Annotated in this window: 16 protein-coding genes; 7 read left to right on the top strand and 9 right to left on the bottom strand. The window is 54.8% G+C overall.

Annotated elements, in window-relative coordinates; translation table 11 throughout:
* Nucleotides 1–22: 22 nt before the first annotated feature.
* The 4 genes from Poly41_RS26695 to Poly41_RS26680 all read left to right on the top strand — a co-directional run bounded on the left by Poly41_RS26695 (nt 23) and on the right by Poly41_RS26680 (nt 6,068).
* Nucleotides 23–1,342 carry a DUF1552 domain-containing protein gene (locus Poly41_RS26695; protein WP_146530433.1) on the top strand — a complete coding sequence of 440 codons (1,320 nt, stop codon included), beginning with the start codon at nt 23–25 and terminating at the stop codon, nt 1,340–1,342.
* Nucleotides 1,339–3,822, top strand: coding sequence for a DUF1588 domain-containing protein (locus Poly41_RS26690; RefSeq protein ID WP_231615968.1), 2,484 nt, complete (start codon nt 1,339–1,341; stop codon nt 3,820–3,822). Before Poly41_RS26695 ends, Poly41_RS26690 begins: the two co-directional genes overlap by 4 nt.
* A gap of 317 nt (nt 3,823–4,139) precedes the next feature.
* On the top strand, nt 4,140–5,567 hold the full coding sequence (locus Poly41_RS26685) for an arylsulfatase (protein WP_197231662.1): 1,428 nt from the start codon (nt 4,140–4,142) through the stop codon (nt 5,565–5,567).
* Nucleotides 5,568–5,810: 243 nt separating this feature from the next.
* Nucleotides 5,811–6,068: a hypothetical protein gene (locus Poly41_RS26680; protein ID WP_146530431.1), complete on the top strand. Its 258-nt coding sequence runs from the start codon at nt 5,811–5,813 to the stop codon at nt 6,066–6,068.
* Nucleotides 6,069–6,090: 22 nt separating this feature from the next.
* On the opposite strand, the gene Poly41_RS26675 is transcribed toward Poly41_RS26680, so the two are convergent.
* The gene (locus Poly41_RS26675) at nt 6,091–6,282 is read right to left on the bottom strand and encodes a hypothetical protein (protein ID WP_146530430.1); all 192 of its coding nucleotides are present in this window, start codon (nt 6,280–6,282) and stop codon (nt 6,091–6,093) included.
* A gap of 110 nt (nt 6,283–6,392) precedes the next feature.
* Nucleotides 6,393–8,252, bottom strand: a complete 1,860-nt coding sequence (locus tag Poly41_RS26670) for a sulfatase-like hydrolase/transferase (RefSeq protein WP_146530429.1) — start codon at nt 8,250–8,252, stop codon at nt 6,393–6,395.
* 251 nt (nt 8,253–8,503) lie between these two features.
* On the opposite strand from Poly41_RS26670, the gene Poly41_RS26665 reads away from it, so the two are divergent.
* Entirely contained in the window at nt 8,504–9,130 is a 627-nt protein-coding gene (locus Poly41_RS26665) for a glycoside hydrolase family 88 protein (RefSeq protein WP_146530428.1), read from the top strand.
* Between the two features lie 98 nt (nt 9,131–9,228).
* Here Poly41_RS26665 and Poly41_RS26660 read toward each other — a convergent pair whose 3' ends face one another.
* Both Poly41_RS26660 and Poly41_RS26655 read right to left on the bottom strand, forming a co-directional pair.
* A complete protein-coding gene (locus tag Poly41_RS26660; RefSeq protein WP_231615966.1) occupies nt 9,229–10,254 on the bottom strand; it encodes a 3-keto-disaccharide hydrolase in 1,026 nt (341 codons plus the stop codon).
* A 26-nt stretch (nt 10,255–10,280) separates the two neighbouring features.
* Nucleotides 10,281–10,544, bottom strand: coding sequence for a hypothetical protein (locus tag Poly41_RS26655; protein ID WP_146530427.1), 264 nt, complete (start codon nt 10,542–10,544; stop codon nt 10,281–10,283).
* A gap of 391 nt (nt 10,545–10,935) precedes the next feature.
* On the opposite strand from Poly41_RS26655, the gene Poly41_RS26650 reads away from it, so the two are divergent.
* Nucleotides 10,936–13,338: a beta-agarase gene (locus tag Poly41_RS26650; protein WP_146530426.1), complete on the top strand. Its 2,403-nt coding sequence runs from the start codon at nt 10,936–10,938 to the stop codon at nt 13,336–13,338.
* Between the two features lie 270 nt (nt 13,339–13,608).
* Here Poly41_RS26650 and Poly41_RS26645 read toward each other — a convergent pair whose 3' ends face one another.
* From Poly41_RS26645 to Poly41_RS26625, 5 genes are all read right to left on the bottom strand, one after another.
* The gene (locus Poly41_RS26645) at nt 13,609–14,523 is read right to left on the bottom strand and encodes a hypothetical protein (protein ID WP_197231660.1); all 915 of its coding nucleotides are present in this window, start codon (nt 14,521–14,523) and stop codon (nt 13,609–13,611) included.
* 298 nt (nt 14,524–14,821) lie between these two features.
* Complete coding sequence (locus tag Poly41_RS26640; protein ID WP_146530425.1) at nt 14,822–15,214, bottom strand: acyl-CoA thioesterase; 393 nt, start codon at nt 15,212–15,214, stop codon at nt 14,822–14,824.
* A gap of 344 nt (nt 15,215–15,558) precedes the next feature.
* On the bottom strand, nt 15,559–17,073 hold the full coding sequence (locus Poly41_RS26635) for a tetratricopeptide repeat protein (RefSeq protein ID WP_146530424.1): 1,515 nt from the start codon (nt 17,071–17,073) through the stop codon (nt 15,559–15,561).
* Nucleotides 17,073–19,106, bottom strand: coding sequence for an exosortase U (xrtU, locus tag Poly41_RS26630; protein ID WP_146530423.1), 2,034 nt, complete (start codon nt 19,104–19,106; stop codon nt 17,073–17,075). Before xrtU ends, Poly41_RS26635 begins: the two co-directional genes overlap by 1 nt.
* Nucleotides 19,107–19,902: 796 nt before the next feature.
* Nucleotides 19,903–20,469: an FKBP-type peptidyl-prolyl cis-trans isomerase gene (locus tag Poly41_RS26625; protein WP_146530422.1), complete on the bottom strand. Its 567-nt coding sequence runs from the start codon at nt 20,467–20,469 to the stop codon at nt 19,903–19,905.
* Nucleotides 20,470–21,015: 546 nt separating this feature from the next.
* Between Poly41_RS26625 and Poly41_RS26620 the strand changes: the two genes are divergently transcribed.
* Nucleotides 21,016–21,438, top strand: coding sequence for a hypothetical protein (locus Poly41_RS26620; protein ID WP_146530421.1), 423 nt, complete (start codon nt 21,016–21,018; stop codon nt 21,436–21,438).
* The last annotated feature ends 370 nt before the right edge of the window (nt 21,439–21,808 follow it).

The following is a 21,808-nucleotide window of genomic DNA, read 5'->3' as shown; positions in this document are numbered from 1 at the left end:
TTTTCACCTTGAAAGTTCGATCATGCTCAATCGCAGGAAAGTGCTGCAAGGAATCGCAGCCAGCAGCGGTGCTACGTTTGCCGCCTCGCTAACTCCCAAACGTCTCTTGGCATCGCCCACTCGCAAGGCGGTTCCAAAGCGTATTGTCTTCTTTATGCAGAACCAGGGCTTTGATCCAAAGACCTGCATTCCGGAAGGGATGAAAAGCAGCGGCTCCCTGGCGAATGCCAAGCTTCCCGAGCCTATTGGTGCACTCGAACCTTACAAGGACCGGTTGCATATCATCAACGGTTTGCACGGCATCCACACCAGTCCCTCGCACAGTGCGTTCTTCGGCGCTCTCGGCGGCTATCGCGGCAGCGACGGTGTGCCGCCCAGCGCATCGACGATCGACTATGAACTGAGCAAGGTTCTGCCACAGACGCTTCTGCCTCATCTATGCGTCGGCATGGACTCGATTGAGAACATGAAGACCAAACCGACGATTGCGACGCTGTCGGCTAGCGGCGCCGGTCAGCCGATCTTCATGCATTCGAATCCGAATCATCTTTACCAGATGCTGTACGGCGGCATTTCCTCCGGCGACATTCGACTCCAGCACGAGGCCCGATCGAGTGTGTTGAATCAGGTTGAAAAGCTGGCCGCCACTAAGGGGCGATCGCTTCCAGCGCCAGACCAGCAACGTTACGGACAATACGTCCAGGGCTTCAAGGAGGTCAACGGTCTGCGGACGCGTCTCGATACGGTTGCCGATCACTTGCGAAAATTTGCTCCCACGGTTGACGAGCGATACACCAAGCCTGAGTTCGAAACCGATTGGCACGATGTTCTGCTGGACCTCGGCATTTCGGCGCTCACATCGGGAATCACCAACACGCTGACCATTGGCTCGGGTCGTGGCGAGATTTTCGGTGCCTGGAAGGGATTGGGCATCGATCAACAGGGACACAATCTTGGGCACATGGATCAGCCCGGCAATCCGATTTGGATCAAGATTCGTCAGTACAACAGTCGCATGCTGGTCCGAATCATGGAAACGCTGGAAAGCGTGCCCGAAGGAAGTGGCACCATGATGGACAATACGCTGATCGTCTACACCAGCAACAACGCGGACAAACAGCACACCAACGGCGCCAACTGGCCCTTCATGCTTTTGGGCAACTTCGACGGCACCATCAAGACCGGTTGCTTCACGCAACTCAGCGGCAAACGCCCCATCAATGCGCTCTACACCACGCTCCTTCACGCAGCCGGTCAGAACTGTGAACGGTTCAACATGGACGACAAAATGGCCAAGAAGTTCGACGTCGGTACCGGCCCCCTCAAGGAAGTGCTGGTATGAGCAAGGTCCGATTCGTTCTGGTCATGACGCTGTTGTGGGCCCCGCTGTCCGTGGCCCATGGCGAGACTTACACGCCCGGTCAGACGGTCATCAAAGATTTTGGCCGCTTTGCAAATACTTTTCTGGCAAATTATTGCGTCGACTGTCATGGCGAGACAGACCCCGAGGCCGACCTTTCGCTCGAAGACCTGGGTCCGGTGGATGAAGTCAACGCCGGTACCTGGCGAAGCGTTTGGGCACAGGTCACCTTAAAAGAGATGCCGCCCAGCGATATGGAGCAACCAGAGGTTATCGAGCGGCTAAAGATTTCAGACGGCATCGTTGATGAACTGAAACGTGTCATGCATGGACGAGGTGGGTTTCGCGATCACCTCGATCCCAACAAGGGTAACTTCGTCGATCACGAGTTGCTATTCGGTCAGCTGCCTGATGGCATCAAGCTTCAACCGACATCTTCTCCGGCGCGTATTTGGCGTGTAACCCCTCAGGAGCACATCACGCGTCTGAACGAATTGATCAACACGGAGCCGGAGTTCGATCCGGCAAAGCCAGGCCTTCGCACTCATGGCGATGTCGTCCCCACCAATCACGGTGGTGAACTGAAACTCTACTTTGGTACCGATCGCATCATCCAGTGGCAGGGTGGGACGGTCGCCTATGCCACATCCGTCAAGAGCGTTCCTGCGGTCCTGTCTTCGGCACGCACTCATGGACTGGAAAACTACCCCGACTTCTACACGGTCAATAGCGCCGAAGCGACTCAGATTATGGGTGTTGCAGGCGACATCCTTCGCTACATGGCGGATGGTCCGCTGAGTATCGCCCAGCCTTATCAGATCACGGACGATCCCAAATCCATCGCGGACAAAATGAAGGGCGATCTTCGAGGCCTGCCCACAAGCCTGGTCTACAGCACAAAGGTTGTGCGTCCGTTGACGCCGGTCTTTGAGCTGATGAAGGAAGACGGCGTGACCGACGAACGCCTGCGCGGTGCGGTAGACTACCTTTTCGAAGCACTAGCTTTTCGGCCGCCGAACGAAATGGAGTCGGACGTTTACTTGACGATCGTTAAGCAATCGATTGAGAAGCTTGGCAAGAAAGACGGAGCCGTGCTGGGGCTGTCATCCATCTTCCTGGATCGTGACGCGCTCTTTCGACCGGAACTGGCCGAGAACGGCAAACCGGATCAACATGGCCGCGTTATGCTGCAAGATTGGGAACTGGGCATGGCAGTGAATCACGCGCTGCGATACATCAGGCCAGACGAAGCGTTGCGCAAGGCAGTCGTCGAAGGACGGATGCGCACTCGCGAGGATGTGAACCGCGAAGTGCAACGTATGCTGGCCGACGATCGCATACGCAAGCCCCGCATCCTGCGCTTCTTCCGTGATTACTTCGACTACGACCTTGGCGGCTACATCTGCAAGGACACGAAATCGTTGGCGGATACGGGAGTGAGCGCAAGGGGACAGTCCTACTACGGTGCCATGTTCGACGCGACGGCAAGTACCGATCGTTTGATTGAACTCATCCTGCAAGAGGACCAGGATGTGCTGAAACAGTTGCTAACAACCGACAAGGTCGTGGCGACGAATGCAGATCGTGTCTACTTCGGCCGAAAAAGTACCAAGGAAGAGAAAGCAGCATCCGTTGCCGCAGCGAAGAAGGCGGCGGCCGAAGCGGCAAAGAACGAGGTGGCCAAGCTGCAAGCCTGGAAGGACGCAAACCCGGGAAAAGAACCACCCAAGCCAGAAGTGAAGAGACAGGCCAACATCAATCACAGCGTGACGGAGGCAACGCTAGCAGGTCCGAAGGTCTATGCCCGCGTAAGCCGACGCAGCTTCGGAAACGGATCGATGAAACCAGAACGCGTGTTGGCGATGGCCCCCGAAGGCGAGCGGTTGGGCATCCTGACCCATCCCAGTTGGCTCGTTTCCCACTCCGACGCGATGGACAATCACGCCATCCGCCGCGGCCGATGGATTCGCCAGCGGTTGCTTGGTGGCGGCGTTCCCGATGTGCCGATCACCGTGGACGCAATGCTTCCGGATGAGCCGCACAATACACTGCGTGACCGGATGCGGGTCACCCGAGAAGACTATTGTTGGACGTGTCATGAGAAGATGGACCCGCTTGGGCTTCCGTTCGAGATGTACAACCATGCCGGCTTGTACCGATTAACGGAACTGGACAAACCCGTTGACACGTCAGGCGAGATCATTGATTCCGGCGAACCCGCTTTGGACGGCAAAGTCGCTGACGCCATCGAGTTGATTCGAAAAATTGCCGCAAGCCAACGTGCCGAACAGGTCTTCGTCCGCCACGCCTTCCGATTCTGGATGGGCCGCAACGAAACGCTCAACGACGCGCCCGTGCTCCAGGAAGCGCACCGCGCCTACAGAGAAAGCGGCGGCAGCATGAAAGCGCTGCTCGTATCATTGCTCACCTCCGACGCATTTCTGTACCGCACGCGAAGTTAGCAACCTGCGGGAAATACGAGAGCCATGTAGGGCCGGTTCCCACCGGCCACGGGCGTTGGATGCACGGTTCGGTCGGCCACGAACGCAAGCATGGCCGGTGGGAACCGGCCCTACCTCGCTTTGCCGACACGGCTTACCAGAAAAGCGAACTTCGACACGCACCGGGACAGTTTTTCGCGATAGAATGATGGCGTTCGAAGACATTTTTGAGTGATGCCGTTCCTACACAACGATCGTCCCCCGTGACACATGCTTGAGTTCACCTGGAGTTTATGATGCAGCGTTACCTTCCTTTGCTTCTTGCTTTCGTCCTTTGCTTGGCTGGTCTCTCACCGGTGGAGGCGGCGGACCCTGCCTTTGGAAAGCAGCCCAATATTATCCTGATCATCACCGATGACCAGGGATACTACGATTTGTCAGGTCACGGAAACCCACACTTGGCGACTCCGAATCTGGATAAGCTGCGGGAACAGAGCCTACGGTTTACGCGTTTTCAAGTCAGTCCAACCTGCGCACCGACCCGATCTGCGATCATGTCAGGTCGTGCGCCATTTTATGTCGGCGTGACACACACGATTCTGGAACGGGAACGGATGAAGCTTGGTGTGCCAACGATGCCTGAGATGCTACGCGACGTGGGTTACACCACCGGGTTGTTTGGCAAATGGCACTTGGGCGATCAAGATCCGCACCGTCCCGATCAAAGAGGGTTTGACGAGGTCTTCATGCATGGCGCCGGTGGGATTGGCCAGTCTTACCAAGGCAGCTGTGGCGACGCGCCGGGCAACAAATACTTTGATCCGGCAATCCTGCACAACAATACATTCGTCAAGACCCAAGGATTCTGCACCGACATTTTCTTTAACCAAGCGATGACTTGGATGGAAACACAAAAGGGCAAGAAACCATTCTTCACCTACATCACGACCAATGCACCCCATGGTCCCTTCATCGCTCCGGATTCGTACAAGAAGAAGTTTATCGAGGCGGGAATGCCGGATAGCACGGTTGGATTTTACGGGATGATTGAAAACATCGACGACAATGTCGGCCGATTAACAGCGAAACTGGCTGAGTGGGGAATTGAAAAGGACACGCTGTTGATTTTCATGACAGACAATGGGCCCTCTGCATCCAACTACAATGGTGACCATAAAGGCAAGAAAGGCAGCGTCGATGAAGGTGGAACGCGTGTGCCAAGTTTCTGGCGCTGGCCGGGCGTCCTGGAGCCCGGCACCGATGTGGATCGACTTGCCAATCACTACGACATACTGCCAACCCTTGCTGCGATTACCGGCGGCATGCCAAAACAGCAGGATCAACTGCATGGCAAAAGCCTTGTGCCATTGCTGAAAGATGCGGATTCACCTTGGGAAGATCGTTACCGCGTATTCCACAAAGGGCGGTGGCCGATCGGTGAAGCTGCGAATTCAAGAGAGGATGGCTTTGCCGTTCGAAATCAAAGGTTCCGACTTGTGGGTCGCGGTCAACTTTACGATATGGAAAACGATCCGTCCCAAGAAACGAACGTCATCACCGAGCATCCCGAAGTCGCCAAGGCGATGAATGCGGCTTACGACGAGTGGTTCGACGGTGCGCTACCCAACATGGTCAACGAAGACGCGCCGCTAACCGGGCATAACACGTTCCATTTGATGTACTGGAAGCAATACGGAATGGAAATCCCACCGGTGAAGGTGCGCGAGCCAGGGACGCCGAAACCGAAACGAGCATCGAGAAAGTAGAAGTAGGCAATTCGTATTAAGCTGCTTCTTCATCGTTTGAGAGTAAGGGAAAAGGGGCCAAGAGGTAAATTGCGGTTCGAAATCGAGTCTGCCGCAGCAACGCTTGATCGCCGTTTTGATGCCGGTCCGACGCACCGTCAGTCGCTAACAGGAGCTATCTTTTGAAACGGTTTTCCCTTCGAATGCCACCTCAATTCGGTGTCGGTATTTCCGAGTCGCAAATCTCCTCAGGCTACAAGCATTATGAAGAAACACGAATGGCGTGAAACCACCGACGAGGGCAAGATTCGCCTCGTCACCGCGACGCAACACGCGGGGAAATGGAAGCTCCGATCCCGGCTGAAGTCGGATACGGAATGGACCCAACATCCGGTCATTCCGCTCGAAGACCTCGAAACACTGCATGAACTGATCTCGAACAAATACCAGCGCAAACGTGTACCATACGAGCACGTTCTGGAACTCGATGCCCTGATTGAAGCTGCGAAGGCCCGAAAGTAGCGTGAGCGGCTTGCTGACGTTATCAATGCGAGCCGTGTTCAATGCCGTATCCGTACTCGGGCTGACACTTTGCCAACGGGCACATTCCGAAGAACCGCCTGAAGTGACCATCATAAGCGACCTTGTCTATGGCGAAGTCGATGGTCACCAATTGAAGCTCGATCTCCATCTTCCCAAAGTGGAGCCAGCACCACCCTTGGTCGTCTGGATTCATGGTGGAGGGTGGCGGGGTGGATCAAGAAAGAACCCGAGAATTCATAAAATCACCGAAGCTGCCCATAGCCATCCGAGTGATCAACCATCCCATGACCGAGATCGGACGATTTACCAACCGTTCAGCTGGGCAATTCGCCCCAGGATTCCGATTCCATATTGCCCATCGCGGTTGCCTTGTTGGTCGATGTACTTCTTAACCAATGGCAGAGCGGGTTCGCCCATCCAATCCAACACATTGTGAAGCATGGTTGTGTTGGATCTCTTCGACTCGTCTTGGAATAGCAGTTTGTCCAAGCACGCCAGCGCATCGTCGGTCTCCCCAAGCTTGACGAGTGTCCAGGCGGCCATCATCCGCACCTCGTGCGATTCGTCTTCGAGGGCCTGTTCCAAAGTTGCCGACGCGCGAGCGGCATCATCGCCCAACAGGTGCAAGCCGACGACGGCCCACCAACGCATTCCCTCGTCCTCGTCCGACATGCGATTGGCGAAGGTTTCGAGGTTGCCGTTGTCTCGAGCCAAGGCAAGATCGGCAGCGTCCAGATAGGTCTCCAACGGGTACAGTTCTTGGTTTCGGACCATCTCGTATATCGTCAGACCATTCGCCGCAGCGCGTCGTTCTCGCATCTTCTCGGGCAACAAGCCGGAATCGAAAAGCTCGAGTTGCCGCCTTCGTAGTTCCGCTTTCAACTCGGCGATCTTATCTTGCTGTTCGGGATCGTCGATCAAGTTATGGACATTGTCAAAGTCCGTCGCGTTGTCGTAAAACTCTTCCGATACGCGAGGCCGAAAGAATCGGCCAGTGATTTCGTTTGTTTTGCCTTCGCGATGATGCTGTTCCCAAGCGGGCGTTAGCGGAGCCTTCCAGATGTATGCCAAGTGTTGACCGGCGGGAGCGTAAGGCATGTAGTTCTTGTGATAAGCGAATCGCTCGTCGCGGATCAACCTGACATGATCAAGCCGTTCATCAGCTCGTTCGCGAAATCCAAGGTGATATTGAGGTGCCGCTTCCTGGTTGTCGCCAAGAAAGATCGTGCCTTGAAAGGTTGCTGGAATCTCGGCACCGGCGAGGCTCAACCAAGTCTTCGGCATGTCGACAAAGCTGACGATACGGTCAACCGTCGTGCCCGGTGCGTCTGCGGGGTAAAGGTGCTTCAGCTTCTCGGGGATCCGAACCACAAGCGGGCAGTGAATGCCACTTGAGTAGAGAAAGCGTTTGCTTCGAGCCATCACTCCGCCGTGATCGGAATTGTAGATGATGATGGTGTCGTCATATAAACCATCCTGCTTCAGTGCATCGAGCGTCTCTTTGACCTTGCGATCCATGTTCTCGACGGCTGCGGCATACTTCGCATAGTTTTTGCGAATCACCGGCAGATCTGGGTGGTAGGAAAAGAGCTTCATCTTGGCTGGGTCTTTGGGCGGATTCTCGACATCGCCGTGAGCGCGGCTCTCATGGCTGTCCGTGATGTTCACGACCGCAAAGAACGGCTGGCCCGGCTTGCGGTATCGCCAACCATAAATGGACTGACCCTTTCCGCCTTTGTAGTCCCAGCAATCTTTGTCCTCGCGACCTCCGATGTTGTAATCAGTCTTACCAGGATTGGATGTGTGATAACCGGCTGCTCTTAGCAAGTCGGGGTAATACGGAATCTTATCGTGCGGAATCGCGTTGCGACTACGCATGGGTTGCGTGCCGTTGGAGATCCCGTACATCCCCGTAATCCAACAGGAACGCGTCGGAGCGCACACTGCCGCGTTGTCGAAACAATGAGTGTATCGAAAGCCTTCCTGCGCGAGCTGGTCGATCGCGGGAGTGTGTGCATTCGTGCCTCCGTAACAGCTGACCCAAGAAATCCCGTTATCCTCACTGGTGATCCAAAGAATATTCGGACGATCGTGTTCGGCGGCCCCTCCCGCAGCTTGACAGAACGGAACAAGGAGAAAGACGATTGCGCAAAGCCGTACCACGCGTGACCGTAGACTGGAGCAAACGGTGCTGTTTCTGTGACGGTGGAGATCCAAAATTCAATCCTAGTGGCGGGTGAAGCGTTGAGGAGGCAAGCGACATTTTCATTGAAACACGCAAAGCAGTCAAGGATCGCCATGCAAAAGGAATCCACCAATGGTGCCATCCATGTCGCGGACGTCATTGGAACGGTTAAAGCGGTTACCAGCAACGGTGCCATCCGGGTCGTCGATTGTGCCGGCGTTTCAGCCCCATGAGATCAAGTTGTCGCCGGGTAATGCGGAGGCGGCGTGTCGCGAGGGTGTTCGGCTTACGCTCACTCAGGGCGAAAAACCGCTCTGGGTGTTTGTTGATCGTGGCAAGGGGCCGGCAATCGAAACCTCGCTGCTGCCGCATTTGTTGTTCTGCCACAAGTGTGATCCGTATACCGAGTATTTCCGCCGCATGGTGCCGCGGAATTGCCTGGGAAATGATCGGCATGGTCCGCACGATGCGCGTCTTGAAGGATCATCCGCGCACGAAGGAACTGGTTCCCAGCTTTGTGAAGCTCGCCTCATGGGCGATGAAATACCAACGCCAAGATGGACTGTGGGCCGTGTACGTCAAGCGGCCCGAACTGATGCAGGACACGGCGGGCTCCGCAGGGATTGCGGCAGCGTTGGCAATCGGATTTCATCAGGGGTGGCTCAGCGATGCCGCACGGAAATCAGCTGAGCAAACGCTGGCGGGTCTGATGCCGCACCTGACGCCCGACGGGTTCTTGAGCGGCGTGGCCCAGTCGAACAAAGGAGGTTCTGCCCTGCAAAGTGGCAACTATCGAGTCATCTATCAAATGGCGATGGAACTGATGGGGCAATTGGTTGCGGCGTTGAAAGTGTAAGTCGGCGAGTGGTTGACGAAGGGATTCGTGACCTCGTCCACTACCACCAACCCGAAAATTTCAATGGGATGAAGCACTCGCTTGGAAGCGAATGCCGTTCATTCCGCGCTGACGACTGGGGCCAGATAGATGTTCTTGAATTTGACCGCCGTATGATCTCCTTGAAGATAGATCGGTCCGGATGAGGATGGATCGGTCTTGATGGCACCAGCGGTGGGTCCGTCGATGGGTTGATTGTCGATGACTTTGGTTCCGTTCAAGACAACGGTGACGTGCCGGTCCACCAGTGTGATATCGTAGGTTTGCCACTGACCTCCCGGATTTCCTGCCTGGGCCGACGGAGCGATTCTTCCGAAGATCGCGCCGACTCCCTGCAGTCCCTGCATCCTGCTATCGCGGTCGACCACTTGCGCCTCATACATACCTCGCAAGTAAATGCCGCTGTTGCGGTCTGCTTCAACGAGAAACTCGATGTGTAGCCAGAAGTCTTCAAACTCGGCTTCTGTCCTCAGGTTGGCGTGGGATCCCGTCGGGCTGAAATCCGTCTTGGTCGTGGTGTTGACCAACATTCCATCCTGAGCGCTCCAGCCATTGATCTTGTCGGATTCATAGGGACGCCAACCGGTGAGATCTTTTCCGTTGAAAAGTGAAATCGGATGTCCGAATCGAACCTTCGATAGATCTGGCGCCGATTTTGTCATTGGTGGAACTCGTTTTCCCGTAAAACGAATCTCCTGGCCCTCTCTGCCATCGTTGGGCGTACGAACGAGCACGCCATCAAGCTTACCCTTGGTCAGTCCAACCTCCACGTTCCGTTGGGTGTAAACCTTACTTCCATTGGACTTTCGTTCCGGTTTCAACGAAAACTTGATTCGCCCATTCGTCACCTCCGCGACTTCGTAAGGGCCGTCCGGCCCGATGTAAATTCGCATCTGAACAACCGGGCGTCCTTCCTCTTCGGCGACACGCATCCAGGCGGGTTCACCGGATTCCAGATCCAGTGACCAGAAACCCAACAAGTCTTTGGGGACCGACTCTGCTTTCAAGGCAGATGTCGAGGCCATCAGTGACAAGCACGAGATGGCGAAGGTGGTGACAAGCACGGTTCTGTTGATGTGGGTCATGATGAGCGAGGGTTTGTTGGAGTTCGTTAACGGTAAAAGTACGGTGGTTGTTGCGACCTGGGGCGATCCTGCTGACCGTCGATGCTGCTGACCGTCGATCCTGCTGACCTTCGATGCCGCGGATCCTTGACGACGGGATCGAGAGCGTTCCTCCCTCGAAAATGCTCGATCATCATCTGCATCAGGCGTTTCACGATCAACGGAGCGTCATCCGACAAGCTTGTCGTTTTTGCAAGGTCATTTCGGTGAACATCATGACGACGGTACAAGACGACGACTTCGCGACCCATCCAAAGGGAATCGTGGTCTCCGTCCCATTTTGCATGATTTTTATCAATGGATTCTGCAATCCATGCGGTTCTGAGCCTTTTTCGAAGAAAATCATCCAACTTCTCGCGTTACCTGCGATTACCTTTCCATCAGTAAAACGCTTTGACGCTGGCAGTTGGTAACTTTTTCGTATAGCCTCGTCACTGCGCAGGTCGCCCTCAGCATACTCCATCGTTATGGTCCATCCCCGGCTACCACGCGAGTTTCTCTGCGATGATAGGCGGGCAATCGTCGAAGCCGTTCGATCATTGTGCCACGGAGCGTGATGCGCCCGGTTTGAGTAAGATGACAAAAAAACACAGGAATTCACCCATGAACCGACGAGGCCCTTCCCGCAAAGGAATCTCTGAGATGTCCGTCAACCCACGCCTCCGCTTCGTCTCGGCCCTATTCGTTTGCATTGCCCTGCTGGCTGTTTCGCATGCCCCCGCCGGCCAGCCGCCGACGCTCAGCGCCGAAGGCCAAAACGAGCAGGCTCTTCACGCGTATCTTTTTGACAAATTTCTCGAGGGGCGCAAGGCCGTCTATCAAGGCAATGGCCGTGATCGTGGCCTCAAAGAGCTCACGATTCTCGAAGAGCAAAAAGAGATTCGTGACGGTGACGAACTCATGCTTCCCGAAGGGACGGAGCGCATCGCAGCCCTGTTCCGCCACTTTGGTTTCCATGGCGAGAACCTGGACCGAATCAAAGAAGTCCATATCTTCCCCTTTTCGCCGGACAAGGCGCCTCCGCGAAGCATCCAGGTGAAAGAGTTTTATCGCGTCCAGATGCCGTCGATACCGCTTGCCGACGAGCCGTTTGAGTCGATGAAGATCCGATTCTTGATGAAGGAAGCCGATGCGGTTTGTCGCATCAACGATCTCGTGTTTTACGCTCAAAAGGCGATTCCACCTGAATTCGACAGCATCCCTTATCGCGACCTGGGGTCGGAGTTTCCTCGGCAACGAGTTGAGGTTCGCATCGATGTTGATCATGAGCTCTCGATCGGGGGAACGACCGATTTGCAGCGGGACCGTTGGTTTCGGATGCATGAAACCCCAGGCACCCATCACGAGTCGCTTGAGAAGTGGGCCGCGGAACGAGGCTTTCTACCAGGACGGGGAGCGTTTAAATTCAATCCGGCGCTCACCCGCGGATGGGGAAAGGGGGAAACGCTGAAGGAACGAGAAGATCAACCAGGGGCGGCGGACCTGACCTTCTTTGATCGTTACGACGCAGGGGAACGACTGCGCCGGGCGATCCCGCTGTATCGCGAGAAGCCCTTTGCCTGCTGCTTTAATGATTGGCCCGAGTTCATGTCGGTCCCGTTGGTTGGCCGCGGGACACCGCGAACGGAGCACTTCAACGATGCAGCAGAACTCGCTGGGGCCTATGTCGCCGACCAGATCAAAGACGCCGGTTACACGGCCGCTTGGTGGGAAGTGAAGAACGAAAGCAGCGTCCAATCCGAATGGGCGCATCATTGGCAGGAAAAGGATGGTATCGACGGTTGGGGCTTGCTCGCCGATTTCCATAATCGCGTTGCTGAATCCGTTCACACGCGTGCGTCTGACATCAAAGTGGGTGGTCCTTCCTCGGCTTACATGCAAGTCCAAGTTCAAGACTTTGGGCTGTTCCGAAATCAAGCCCGCTTTATCGAAGAGACGCGTGGGCACCTCGATTTCTTTTCACACCACTTCTATGAGAACGCCTTGATGCTGGGGGCTCATGAGCGGCGTGGGATGGGGTATTCCAATTACTTGCTGGGAAGGTATGAAGCGATCCTCGACATGCTGAGGGCTCACATGCATAAAGTCGATAACGTTTTGCCGATTCTAATTACCGAATGTGGTTCGCTACAAAACGGGCGGAAGCCATCGGACAATTGGTTGCGATTGTACGCCTGGAACGCGTACCTGACCAAGTCAATGCAACGGCCCGACCAAATCGACCTTTTCGTGCCATTTATCTTCCTTCAAATGTCTTGGAATCCGTATAGTGGCGACGCCGCATTCACACCCAAGGCGGACCGCAAAAGTCACAGCACGTTGGGAGACTTCGAGCCGACCACCATTGCCCACTATTTCGATCTCTGGCGAGATTTTGACGGCCATCGACTGCCTGTGGCGTATGAACGCGACTGGTTGGATGTCGTCGCCGTCCATGATGGGGAGCGGGTTTCATTGGCGGTGACGAACATGGGCGGTCGACAAATTGCGATCGACCTTTCGGGCTTCGCGGACCAGGCTGGCGCAACGGACGCGAGCCAAACGCGTCTAAACTATCACCAGGGGCAGGTGGTCTTCGAGCCAGAGCACCCAGTGGACGTGGCCGCCATTCCAGTGGATGTCAATGAAACGACCGTTATTCGGCTTCGGCTGCGTCAGCGGATCGATCCGTCGGCAATACTTCAACAGGATCGTTGGTATGCGGTCGAGACGGCTGTCGCAAGTGATGGCGAACCCTTGGAGTTTCAAGTCGATGTCGAGCGTGCCGATACCGTCGAATCTGCTCGGCTCATCATCGGTGTTCATCGCGCAGGGGGCGTGACCCAACCGTTGGTGGTCGACTTGAACGACGTGCCGATCGTGGTCGACATGGGGGACGCCAGTGAATTCTCGGAGTTCTTTGCACCCTTGGATGCATCCGTTTCAACGTCGATGCTCCGGCATCGCAATCGGATCTCGATCAAGGCACAACCCGGGACGACGATTACGTCTGTACAACTTGTCACGCAGCGTCCTCAAGTGTCCCTGCACAAAACAGCACCGTGAGCGTTCATGCAAAACGTAGTGGACCGTCAAGGTTAAAACGGCGAGTTGGGACGTAGTGGACTTCGCCAGAAGGTGAACCACGTTTTGGCGAACGTGGCTACGTTTGAAGCGTACATCATTGTTCAAAATGCTCTACTAACACGGAAACAACTCGCGTAGTGCTTTTACCAGTCCACTTGGTAATCGAGGACTCGTCCATGAGGAATTGAATCGAGCGGGGCACGCCCGGTTGAAGATGTCACCTTTTCAAATCGAGTGGATCAGACTCACTTACTTGTCTGCATTAAATCCGAATGCGGGTTTGCCGGTGAGGTCCGTGCTGGTGATGGTCGGACACCAATACCGTTCGATGTGCATGGTAACCAACCGGTTGGCAACAAAGTGATCCACATAGGGACTGCTGCGGTGATTGTACATCGTATCGCTTAGGTCGCGCATGAAGACGACGTTTTGTCCCTGATAGACGAGTTGGCGAATTGAAAAAGGACGCCCAAGCACACACATGTTCATATGCACGCCCATCACAATCACATTGCGAATCCCACGTTGCTTCATCAAAAAGTAAGCTTGGGCATCATCGCAAATCGCATCACCTTCATGAATCTCGATGCTGTCGATTTGACGGGTCCATGCTTGACGCGTCTGACAAGCAGGATCGCAATCACATCCGCCATCGGAATCATCAATGGGCAACGAGGGCTCACGTGATGGATCGATGTGGCACCACGGTTTGAGTGGGATAGTGGTTTCGACCGGTGGGGCTTCTTGGGCAAGTTTTCGCATCGGTGTCCCTTCGTAAAAGTCGACAACCGAGCTGGGGCAATGAACGATGAGTACGCCTTGTGCTCGCGCCCGCAATAGGACTTGGTTCATGTGGGGTGCCATTTCGGCAACACGTTCCGATGCACCCGCACACCAATGTTTGTCCCACATGTCGCAGACAACGATTGCCGTCTCCTTTGCCTCCCAGTTCAACGTTTCCGTTTTGGATGCGAAACTCGGTCGCTCGGCGTTTCCCGTGTTGACCTGACTGCGTGCGTGCAGGCTTAGGGTGTCCGCACAACAAGTTGCTGTGACCATGCAACTCACCATGATCACGATTGCGAGGAGCCTTCGACGTAAGGTCGTGAAAACCATCACGCGGATGGACGCGGGATACCGCAGGGGATCATCAAGAAACATCATTTACATCCTTTGCAAAGAAAGGGACCCGCAACGTTGGAACGAGTCAGTGTAGCAGGCTCCATCTGCCGCAGGGACAAATGGGGCGATCTCGAAGGGTCCGGCGTAGCCGCATCCGCTCTACGAGACTTCGAACATCGCAGAGCACCACTTCAAGTAAGAACCTATCCGAAAAGGGGTCTGACCCTTTGTCGACCGACGTTTCGATTGCTCAATAACTCGTTGTTTTCCAATGGAATCGCTACCGATACGCCCAGACCAAGAGAGGGTCAGACCCCTTTTCGGATAGGTTCTAAGCTTTTCAATCGCCATACCGATCAAGCAGCGCCTCCGGCACTCGCTGCAGTCTTCCCTCGCGATCGATCACAGCCAACGTGACCGTTGCATCGACCAGCGTTTCCGCGCCTCGAGTGATACGGTACTCGTGAATGATTTTTGCCGCCGTGACTTTTGCAATTCGGGTTTGAACCGTGATCACATCGTCATACATGGCCGGTTTACGGTAGCGGCAATCGACGCGAACGACGACGACCAATTGGCCCGCCGATTCCATGTCGCGGTAGCAACCGCCACAAGCTCGCAGTAACTCCGTCCGCCCGATCTCGAAGAAGCGAAGATAGTTCGAATGATGGACGAACCCCATCGGATCAACTTCATCGTAGCGAACACGAAGTTCAATGGAATGTTCGCGCACGGTCGGATCTCGTTTTGCAGGGGGGGCAGGTTCTTCGGCTAAAGCATTTCAAAAATTGACATAGGATGTAGGGCCGGTTCCTACCGGCCGAATCGAGGCAGTCCGGTGGGAACCGGACCTACGTGTTCTATGGAAAGGCTCTAAAGCCTGAACTCCAGCGCACGTTGGAGTTATAGCCTTCAGGCGATCTTGTCTTGCTGTCTTCTGACATCTGACTCTTGCGGCTAAAGCCTGAACTCCTGCGCACGTTGGAGTTAGAGCCTTCAGGCGATCTTGTCTTGCTGTTGTCTGTGATCTGTCTTCTGTGATCTGTCTCTTGCGGCTAAAGCCTGAACTCCAGCGCATCACTCCTTCTTCTTCCGATCAGCCTCTTCTCGATCTGCTGCGGCTTGTCGGTGCTGATCTGCAATCTCTTTCTCATCGATTGCGTCGTAACACGTGGCAAGTGCTTTGTGTGCTCCGAGCGCCAGAACGTCGACCGCAAGTGCACGCTCTAAATCGGGAATCGCTTTGGTGTATCGCTCCAGCTTCGCCAAGATCTGGCCGCGTGTTTCGTAAAAATGGGGTGACGGGTCTTTCGTTTGTTCGATCGCCGATTCAGAGATCTTCAGCGCTTGCTCCAAGTCGCTTCCTTCGCGTGTGGCGATGGCAACCGCTAGATTGTTCAAGATCGCGCCACTGTTGGGCAGCATCTCAGCGGCCAATTTTAAATGCCGCTCGCCCGATTCGTTATCGCCTTTGACCAGTGCCGAAGTGCCCTCGATAAAATGGCCGATGCCTGGCGACGCGCCGCTTATCAACGCATTTCGAACCTTCCGAATCTGTTCATCATCCTCATTTGCCACTGCCAACACACGGTCGACAACAAGCGATAACACTCGAGGGTTGTTCGGCGCATGCTGAAGGGCCAGTTGCAACTGTTGCAACGAACGAAGCTCGTCTTGCTTTTCATCCTTGGTTGGATTCGCCTCACGATACAGCAAATAGGCGACAATGGCATCGCCCATCGCCCCCTTTAGCGTTCTTAGATCCTCGGGCGTTTTCGCTCGGCTCATCGCAAGATTGACGGTTTGGACCGCGTCCCGATGCCGGTTCAGAAAGATCTGGCACTGTGCCACCGCCAACGAAATGGATGCGTTGGTGGGCTCTTCGGCCGACAAATTGCTGACCAACTCAAGCGTTTTTTCCGCCAAACGCTCGGCCTGCCCCTCTTGCCCTAATTGCCGTGAGATCGCCGCGGCCCGCAAACCTTGCATCGGTTGTACCGACGCCAACTCAGCCAACAACGGGATCGCCGCCTCCATCCGTTCGTTGGCGAGCAAGAAGTTCGCGTACAGGTTGGTGATCTGCATGTCCTTCGGCGATTCCTCGTGAACCAATTTTAAAATGCGACCAAGCTCGGCCTGTTGCTGCGTGTCGAGATCCGACCATTTGCCACCAAGGTAGACATTCTGCAGCAGCCATCGTGCCGCTTTGGTATTGCGCCGCGTGACCACCAAGCGACGCATGATTTGCGATGCTTCCTCTCGTTCGTCCTGTGCGTCTCGTGCCAATCCCAATCGAAACATCAACTCAGTGTCTTCGGGACGCTCTTTCAGTTGCCGCCGAAGGACCAACTCGGCCGTGGCAAAATCATCGACTTCCCATGCCGTCTTGAACTGGCGCCCCATCAACGAACTTCGCCAGCTGGTTGCGTCCGAATAGGCGACCATGCCGGTGACAAACAACACGACCAGCAATAGCAGTGCGGGGATCGCTTGCGGGGCATACTGCCACGGAATCGAAACGCTCCAAGCCTGTATAAACTGTGTCATCCAGCGTGCCCAGCGAAGCGGGCTCAGGTAGTGTAGCACGTTCATTATTCTTTCTCCCCGTCTGCCTGCTGAGCTGGATTGACTTCGAGCGAATCGATATCAATCGGCGCGATTTCTGAATCGACCTCGTTCAATTCGACATTGCTTCCCTTCAACGAGGTGACCTCCGAATTCTTCATCACCGCCGGAATCAAACTTGGATCCTGCTCGCGAATCGCCTTGGCGACGTTGTGCCGCGCCATTTGGAAACCTCGCTGCAATCCCTCCAGCTCCTTGCGGGATAGCTTTCCGCGGGCAGCATACCAAAGCTGGACCATCACCAAGTCCTGTTGATCAACAACACCATACAAGTCCAAGCGACTGAGGAACCGTGATCCGTAGGCCCCCAAATTCGAAGGAGCGGCACAAATCGAACCATCCTCAAAAACCGCTCCAAAAATCAAGTAACCGTAGCTACCATCACTCCGTTTGAACTTTGCCGTCACATACGACTCCTCATCCGTGGCATTCTCATCCACACTCTCATTCAGATCCAACAATTCTGTTTCCTCAGAAGTGGAGTCGTCATCCTTCTTGGTTTTTGCCCTTGAATTGCCGGCTCCAACCGTGGCGAGCAGCGCCGCGGCTTCCGCCTCCTCTTCCTCAAGCGTCTTCAGCGGAGCGACCACTTCGCGATCAACCAATTGCCATTCCATACCCTCGTAGCAAATACACAATTCATGCCATCCGCTGTAGGTTTGGCTGACAACAAACTGGCCATCCAATTCGTTGAACTTACAGGTCCAAACATCTGAGTTTTGCCCCAGTCGCGGGTCGGATCCGCCACGGACGGCTCGGTGTTCGTAAAAATCCAAGTCGCCAATTTTGCCACTCAACATCGTCGGTTCTGGTTGGTAAATCACGTGCTCTTTCAGCAAACTGGCCATCGGCGTTTCAATACTCGCACGGGACGCCTGGATCGACGCTCCGACCAAAACAAGCACAACGACCGCGATGCACGAGGCCAATACGGTACGGTTGCTGAGTAGCGATTCGACTTTCTTTCGTCCAATCCAACTTGATTCCGGTGTCGCCTTCATCGGCCGGACATCGTCATCGCGGACGTAGGCACCACGCGAATAGTCCACTCGCGAATCGGTGTCCGCAACAAAGTAATCCCAAACACTCAGAATCGGGTTCGACGACATATCGTCACCCAAAATCGAAGCGGGATGGAGGAAGAAAACGACCAGTCGGTCGAATGACAAAAGCATCAAGCCAGCAATTACCAATGCGGCATAGCCGATCACGTCATGGCTGAAGCCGCTAGCCAAATCGATTCCCCAAAAGAACTCGGCTACCGCCACCGTCGTCACACGAATCACGTTACCCGCGATTGCCAAAATCACGGCGATCAACAAGTAGAGCGGCGTCAGCCACAAGCGACGACGATAGTAGGCAACAATCACCGTAGCCAAGAAAGCCAGTGTAAAGACCGATTGGATGCCGCTGCAAGCCTCCGCAACAAACAACTCGCGATCGGCCAATTGAATCACGTTTCCCTGGACGGCATGCGTCACGCCAACGACGTCCAACAAAACACTGGCCATCCGTGTGGTCATGCCCTGTAAACGGGTCACCAACAATTGATCAAGTCCGACCGGCAACCGGACCAACATCAAAAGCGGGATCGAAAGGCCCAGCAACGTGGCATCGTTTTCACCCGATTGGGACCAGAAAAAGGCGGCCCCGATCATCACAAATCCAACCGCGCCGAGCCAAGTGGAACTCGTCAGCAGGCTGAACAGAATCAAGAAAACCGCCACGGCAACCGTGATCCAAACGGCCGTGTTGCGAGGTCCGCAAATCGGTGATTCCCGGTCCATCCGTGTATACGCCAAAACACCAACCGCCAACATCGCAAACGGAAAAAACTGGTAGTGCTCCAGTCGCCACATGCCAATGAAGTAGGGGATCAGCATGGGGATCGAAATCAAGGCAAGCCCACCCCAGAACCAGACCCAAACGGACCAAAGTCCCGCATCTGTGTCCGATTGGGAAACGTCAGCCGAAGTGGATTCAGAAATCGTGCTACTCATCGCAGTCGAAGGAAGGGTTGGAGTGTTGAAGTAGGTGGAGGTCACGCTTCAGCGTACCACACCAATCTAAGTTTACAGCATAAGTTGCAGTCCAGGCTTTAGCCGACACTTCTTGGGCGATTTACTGTAATTTTCCGAGTCAATCTCGGACTGAGCGGCGAGACGCTAGCCGCCGGTATTTCATTGTCCTAACCGGCGGCTAGCGCCTTGCCGCTCATAACGTGGCACTGTCCAGCTTAGCATCGCGTGAACAACGAGTGACGACTTTGGTAGTGGACGAGGCCACGAGTCCCGTGTTGCAGGACTCGTGGCCTCGTCCACTTCTATGAAATGTTTGCTGCTGTCAAGTGACTGTTGTGTTGGGGTGGTTGTTGATTGAGTTTGCGTTTAAACGATCCGGTTCCCCATTCTTCTATCCGAGCTCTGATGGCCCAAGTGCAGCACCAACGCGGATCCTCAATTGAGGATAATTCGCGGCGTCCAGCAAAAAGTCCAGTGGAGTTGCACACAAAACCAACCCGTCAATGCATGCAAAACGCAGGAGTTATGTGGTACAACGAGCCCGAGCGGGAGGGGTTGTTTGAAGTACTCAGGCCGCGAGGAACGCAAGAAGAAGTGGCGCGAGTTTCCCGCTTGCGTTACCGATATCGCTAGCTGGGAGAATGTGCTAGCGCATCATCCCGTCTTGCTTTTGGGGTAGTGAAAGTCGCCAAGAGTTTCGGCCGTCCCCGGAATCACCGAAAGTCTTGACGACTTCCGCTACGGCCCAACCCCAATTCCTGGTGTGGATGAAGCGTTAGTCGACATTCACGAGTTCGACGATGAAGTGAAGGTGCGAGTGAGCAGGAATGGAACCTGGGGATCCGCGTTCGCCGTAGCCGAGCTTTGAAGGCACCCACAATTCAATCATTCCCCCCTCACCAACGAGTTGCATTCCTTCCGTCCAACCCGCGATGACATTTCGCAAAGGAAAGGTTGTCGGTTCACCTCGCTCATAGGAGCTGTCGAACACTTTTCCACTATTCAGCCAGCCGCGATAGTTGACGGTCACCGTGCTGGCGGCCGTCGGTTTCTTGCCATCGGAATTTCTTAGAATCCGATACTTCAGTCCTGAATCGGTTGCCGAGAACTCTGTCGCGGCATCCGCATCCATTGCACCCGTTCCAGCTTGAAGTTCAGGCCTGTCGACAAACGTGATTGATTTCCATCCCGCTGTTGTGGCATCCGATTTTGCCAACTCCGAGGTAACCAGCTCTGGGGATGGTAGCTCCGAAGAAGTGTTCGGACTGGGTTTTGCAGTCGAGCGACACCCCGGAACCAGCAATACGAGGCTCAATAGACACCACGGCAACCCATTCATCATTGCTGTTCCAACGCTCCAGTCTCGCATCCATCCAATATCCCATCGGAAGCGAAGTTTGCCTCCATTCTTCGGTGGGGAGCTTAGCGAATACAGGCCTGTCTCGAAAGTCCATAATTCGTCACCCTTGCTTTCACACCGAAGTTCACTCGACGCACTACCGCTCTCGCGTCTACTATTTGGGGTAATCATTCTCGCTCAAGATCGCGGTGACCGTCTTCGTGGTCGAAGCGACACAACGGCGACATTCGAGGCCGATCGACCGGCCTGCGGCGTCCAGGCCTAAAGCCTCGTATTCCAACGACTCAAAAGCCGGACAACGCCTGAAAGGGAGGGGGCTGGATGATTGAAAGTCCGTTGCTTACGGATCGAAGCTTTGGGGTTTCCCGCACCGTCTCACGTTATGAGATTTGATGCCGACGATGGAGAGCGAAAATTTACCGGTAAACAAGATTGCATGGGCAATCACGATCGATTAGGTTAAACAGGGAAAACGATTAGTTTGGAGACGATTTCACTCCGGGTGCGTTGACCATCAAGGGTGTCAACATGACTGGTTCCCCGCTGTTGTTCTTGAACGTCATGGCTGAAGCCATGATTTTTAACGATGCCGATCGATCATCCCAATGGTTCTTCCAAGGCTCGTTTGATGACATTAACTACGATACCTTCGACGTCTTGACCTCCCCGGCGTTAGCGGATACTTCGCCAACTTGGAAATCAGAGACCGTGGGCGGCTTGATCCCGCTTGGAACCGGGCTTCCCGATAATGGTGTCTTCTATATTCGGGTTCTTGGAGATGATGCGGGAGGTACTGGTTCCCGGGATGAGTTCGCGCTGAACAATCTTTCGATCACCGCAGTCCCCGAGCCTTCGTCCTTCTTTGTCTTCTGTGGCCTTCTCGGCATCGGTGCGGTCACACGCACACGTCGCCCTCGCGTAGCGGTCGATGTGTCAGCCAGCCGCAAGTGAAACTCTCTTCTCGGTTAACGGCGACGTCTTGACGGCTCACATCGCCCCGCACCGTTTCGCTCTTTCTGCCTCAGCCGAGCGCGCTCGTGGTCCAAATATTGGGTTCCACTTCAATGCGCCAAGGGAGAATCCGAGATCCACTACATCAGGTTAAATTGTCACTGTCTCGTTAGCATCGCGTGAACAACAAGTGACGACTTTGGTAGTGGACGAGGCCACGAGTCCCATGTTGCAGGACTCGTGGCCTCGTCCACTTCTATGAAATGTTTGCTGCTGTCAAGTGACTGTTGTGTTGGGGTGGTTGTTGATTGAGTTTGCGTTTAAACGATCCGGTTCCCCATTCTTCTATCCGAGCTCTGATGGCCCAAGT

The sequence above is a fragment of the Novipirellula artificiosorum genome (genome assembly GCF_007860135.1).
GTDB lineage: Bacteria > Planctomycetota > Planctomycetia > Pirellulales > Pirellulaceae > Novipirellula_A > Novipirellula_A artificiosorum.
This window is presented reverse-complemented; position numbering and strand designations above follow the sequence as displayed.

What these genes read in the sequence shown, in the direction of transcription:
- Poly41_RS26695 (WP_146530433.1), top strand. Translation starts at nt 23, where the DNA reads ATGCTCAATCGCAGGAAAGTGCTGCAAGGAATCGCAGCCAGCAGCGGT.
- Poly41_RS26690 (WP_231615968.1), top strand. Translation starts at nt 1,339, where the DNA reads ATGAGCAAGGTCCGATTCGTTCTGGTCATGACGCTGTTGTGGGCCCCG.
- Poly41_RS26680 (WP_146530431.1), top strand. Translation starts at nt 5,811, where the DNA reads ATGAAGAAACACGAATGGCGTGAAACCACCGACGAGGGCAAGATTCGC.
- Poly41_RS26675 (WP_146530430.1), bottom strand. Translation starts at nt 6,282, where the DNA reads ATGAATCCAGACGACCAAGGGTGGTGCTGGCTCCACTTTGGGAAGATG.
- Poly41_RS26665 (WP_146530428.1), top strand. Translation starts at nt 8,504, where the DNA reads ATGAGATCAAGTTGTCGCCGGGTAATGCGGAGGCGGCGTGTCGCGAGG.
- Poly41_RS26660 (WP_231615966.1), bottom strand. Translation starts at nt 10,254, where the DNA reads ATGACCCACATCAACAGAACCGTGCTTGTCACCACCTTCGCCATCTCG.
- Poly41_RS26655 (WP_146530427.1), bottom strand. Translation starts at nt 10,544, where the DNA reads ATGGGTCGCGAAGTCGTCGTCTTGTACCGTCGTCATGATGTTCACCGA.
- Poly41_RS26650 (WP_146530426.1), top strand. Translation starts at nt 10,936, where the DNA reads ATGTCCGTCAACCCACGCCTCCGCTTCGTCTCGGCCCTATTCGTTTGC.
- Poly41_RS26645 (WP_197231660.1), bottom strand. Translation starts at nt 14,523, where the DNA reads ATGATGTTTCTTGATGATCCCCTGCGGTATCCCGCGTCCATCCGCGTG.
- Poly41_RS26635 (WP_146530424.1), bottom strand. Translation starts at nt 17,073, where the DNA reads ATGAACGTGCTACACTACCTGAGCCCGCTTCGCTGGGCACGCTGGATG.
- xrtU (WP_146530423.1), bottom strand. Translation starts at nt 19,106, where the DNA reads ATGAGTAGCACGATTTCTGAATCCACTTCGGCTGACGTTTCCCAATCG.
- Poly41_RS26625 (WP_146530422.1), bottom strand. Translation starts at nt 20,469, where the DNA reads ATGATGAATGGGTTGCCGTGGTGTCTATTGAGCCTCGTATTGCTGGTT.
- Poly41_RS26620 (WP_146530421.1), top strand. Translation starts at nt 21,016, where the DNA reads ATGACTGGTTCCCCGCTGTTGTTCTTGAACGTCATGGCTGAAGCCATG.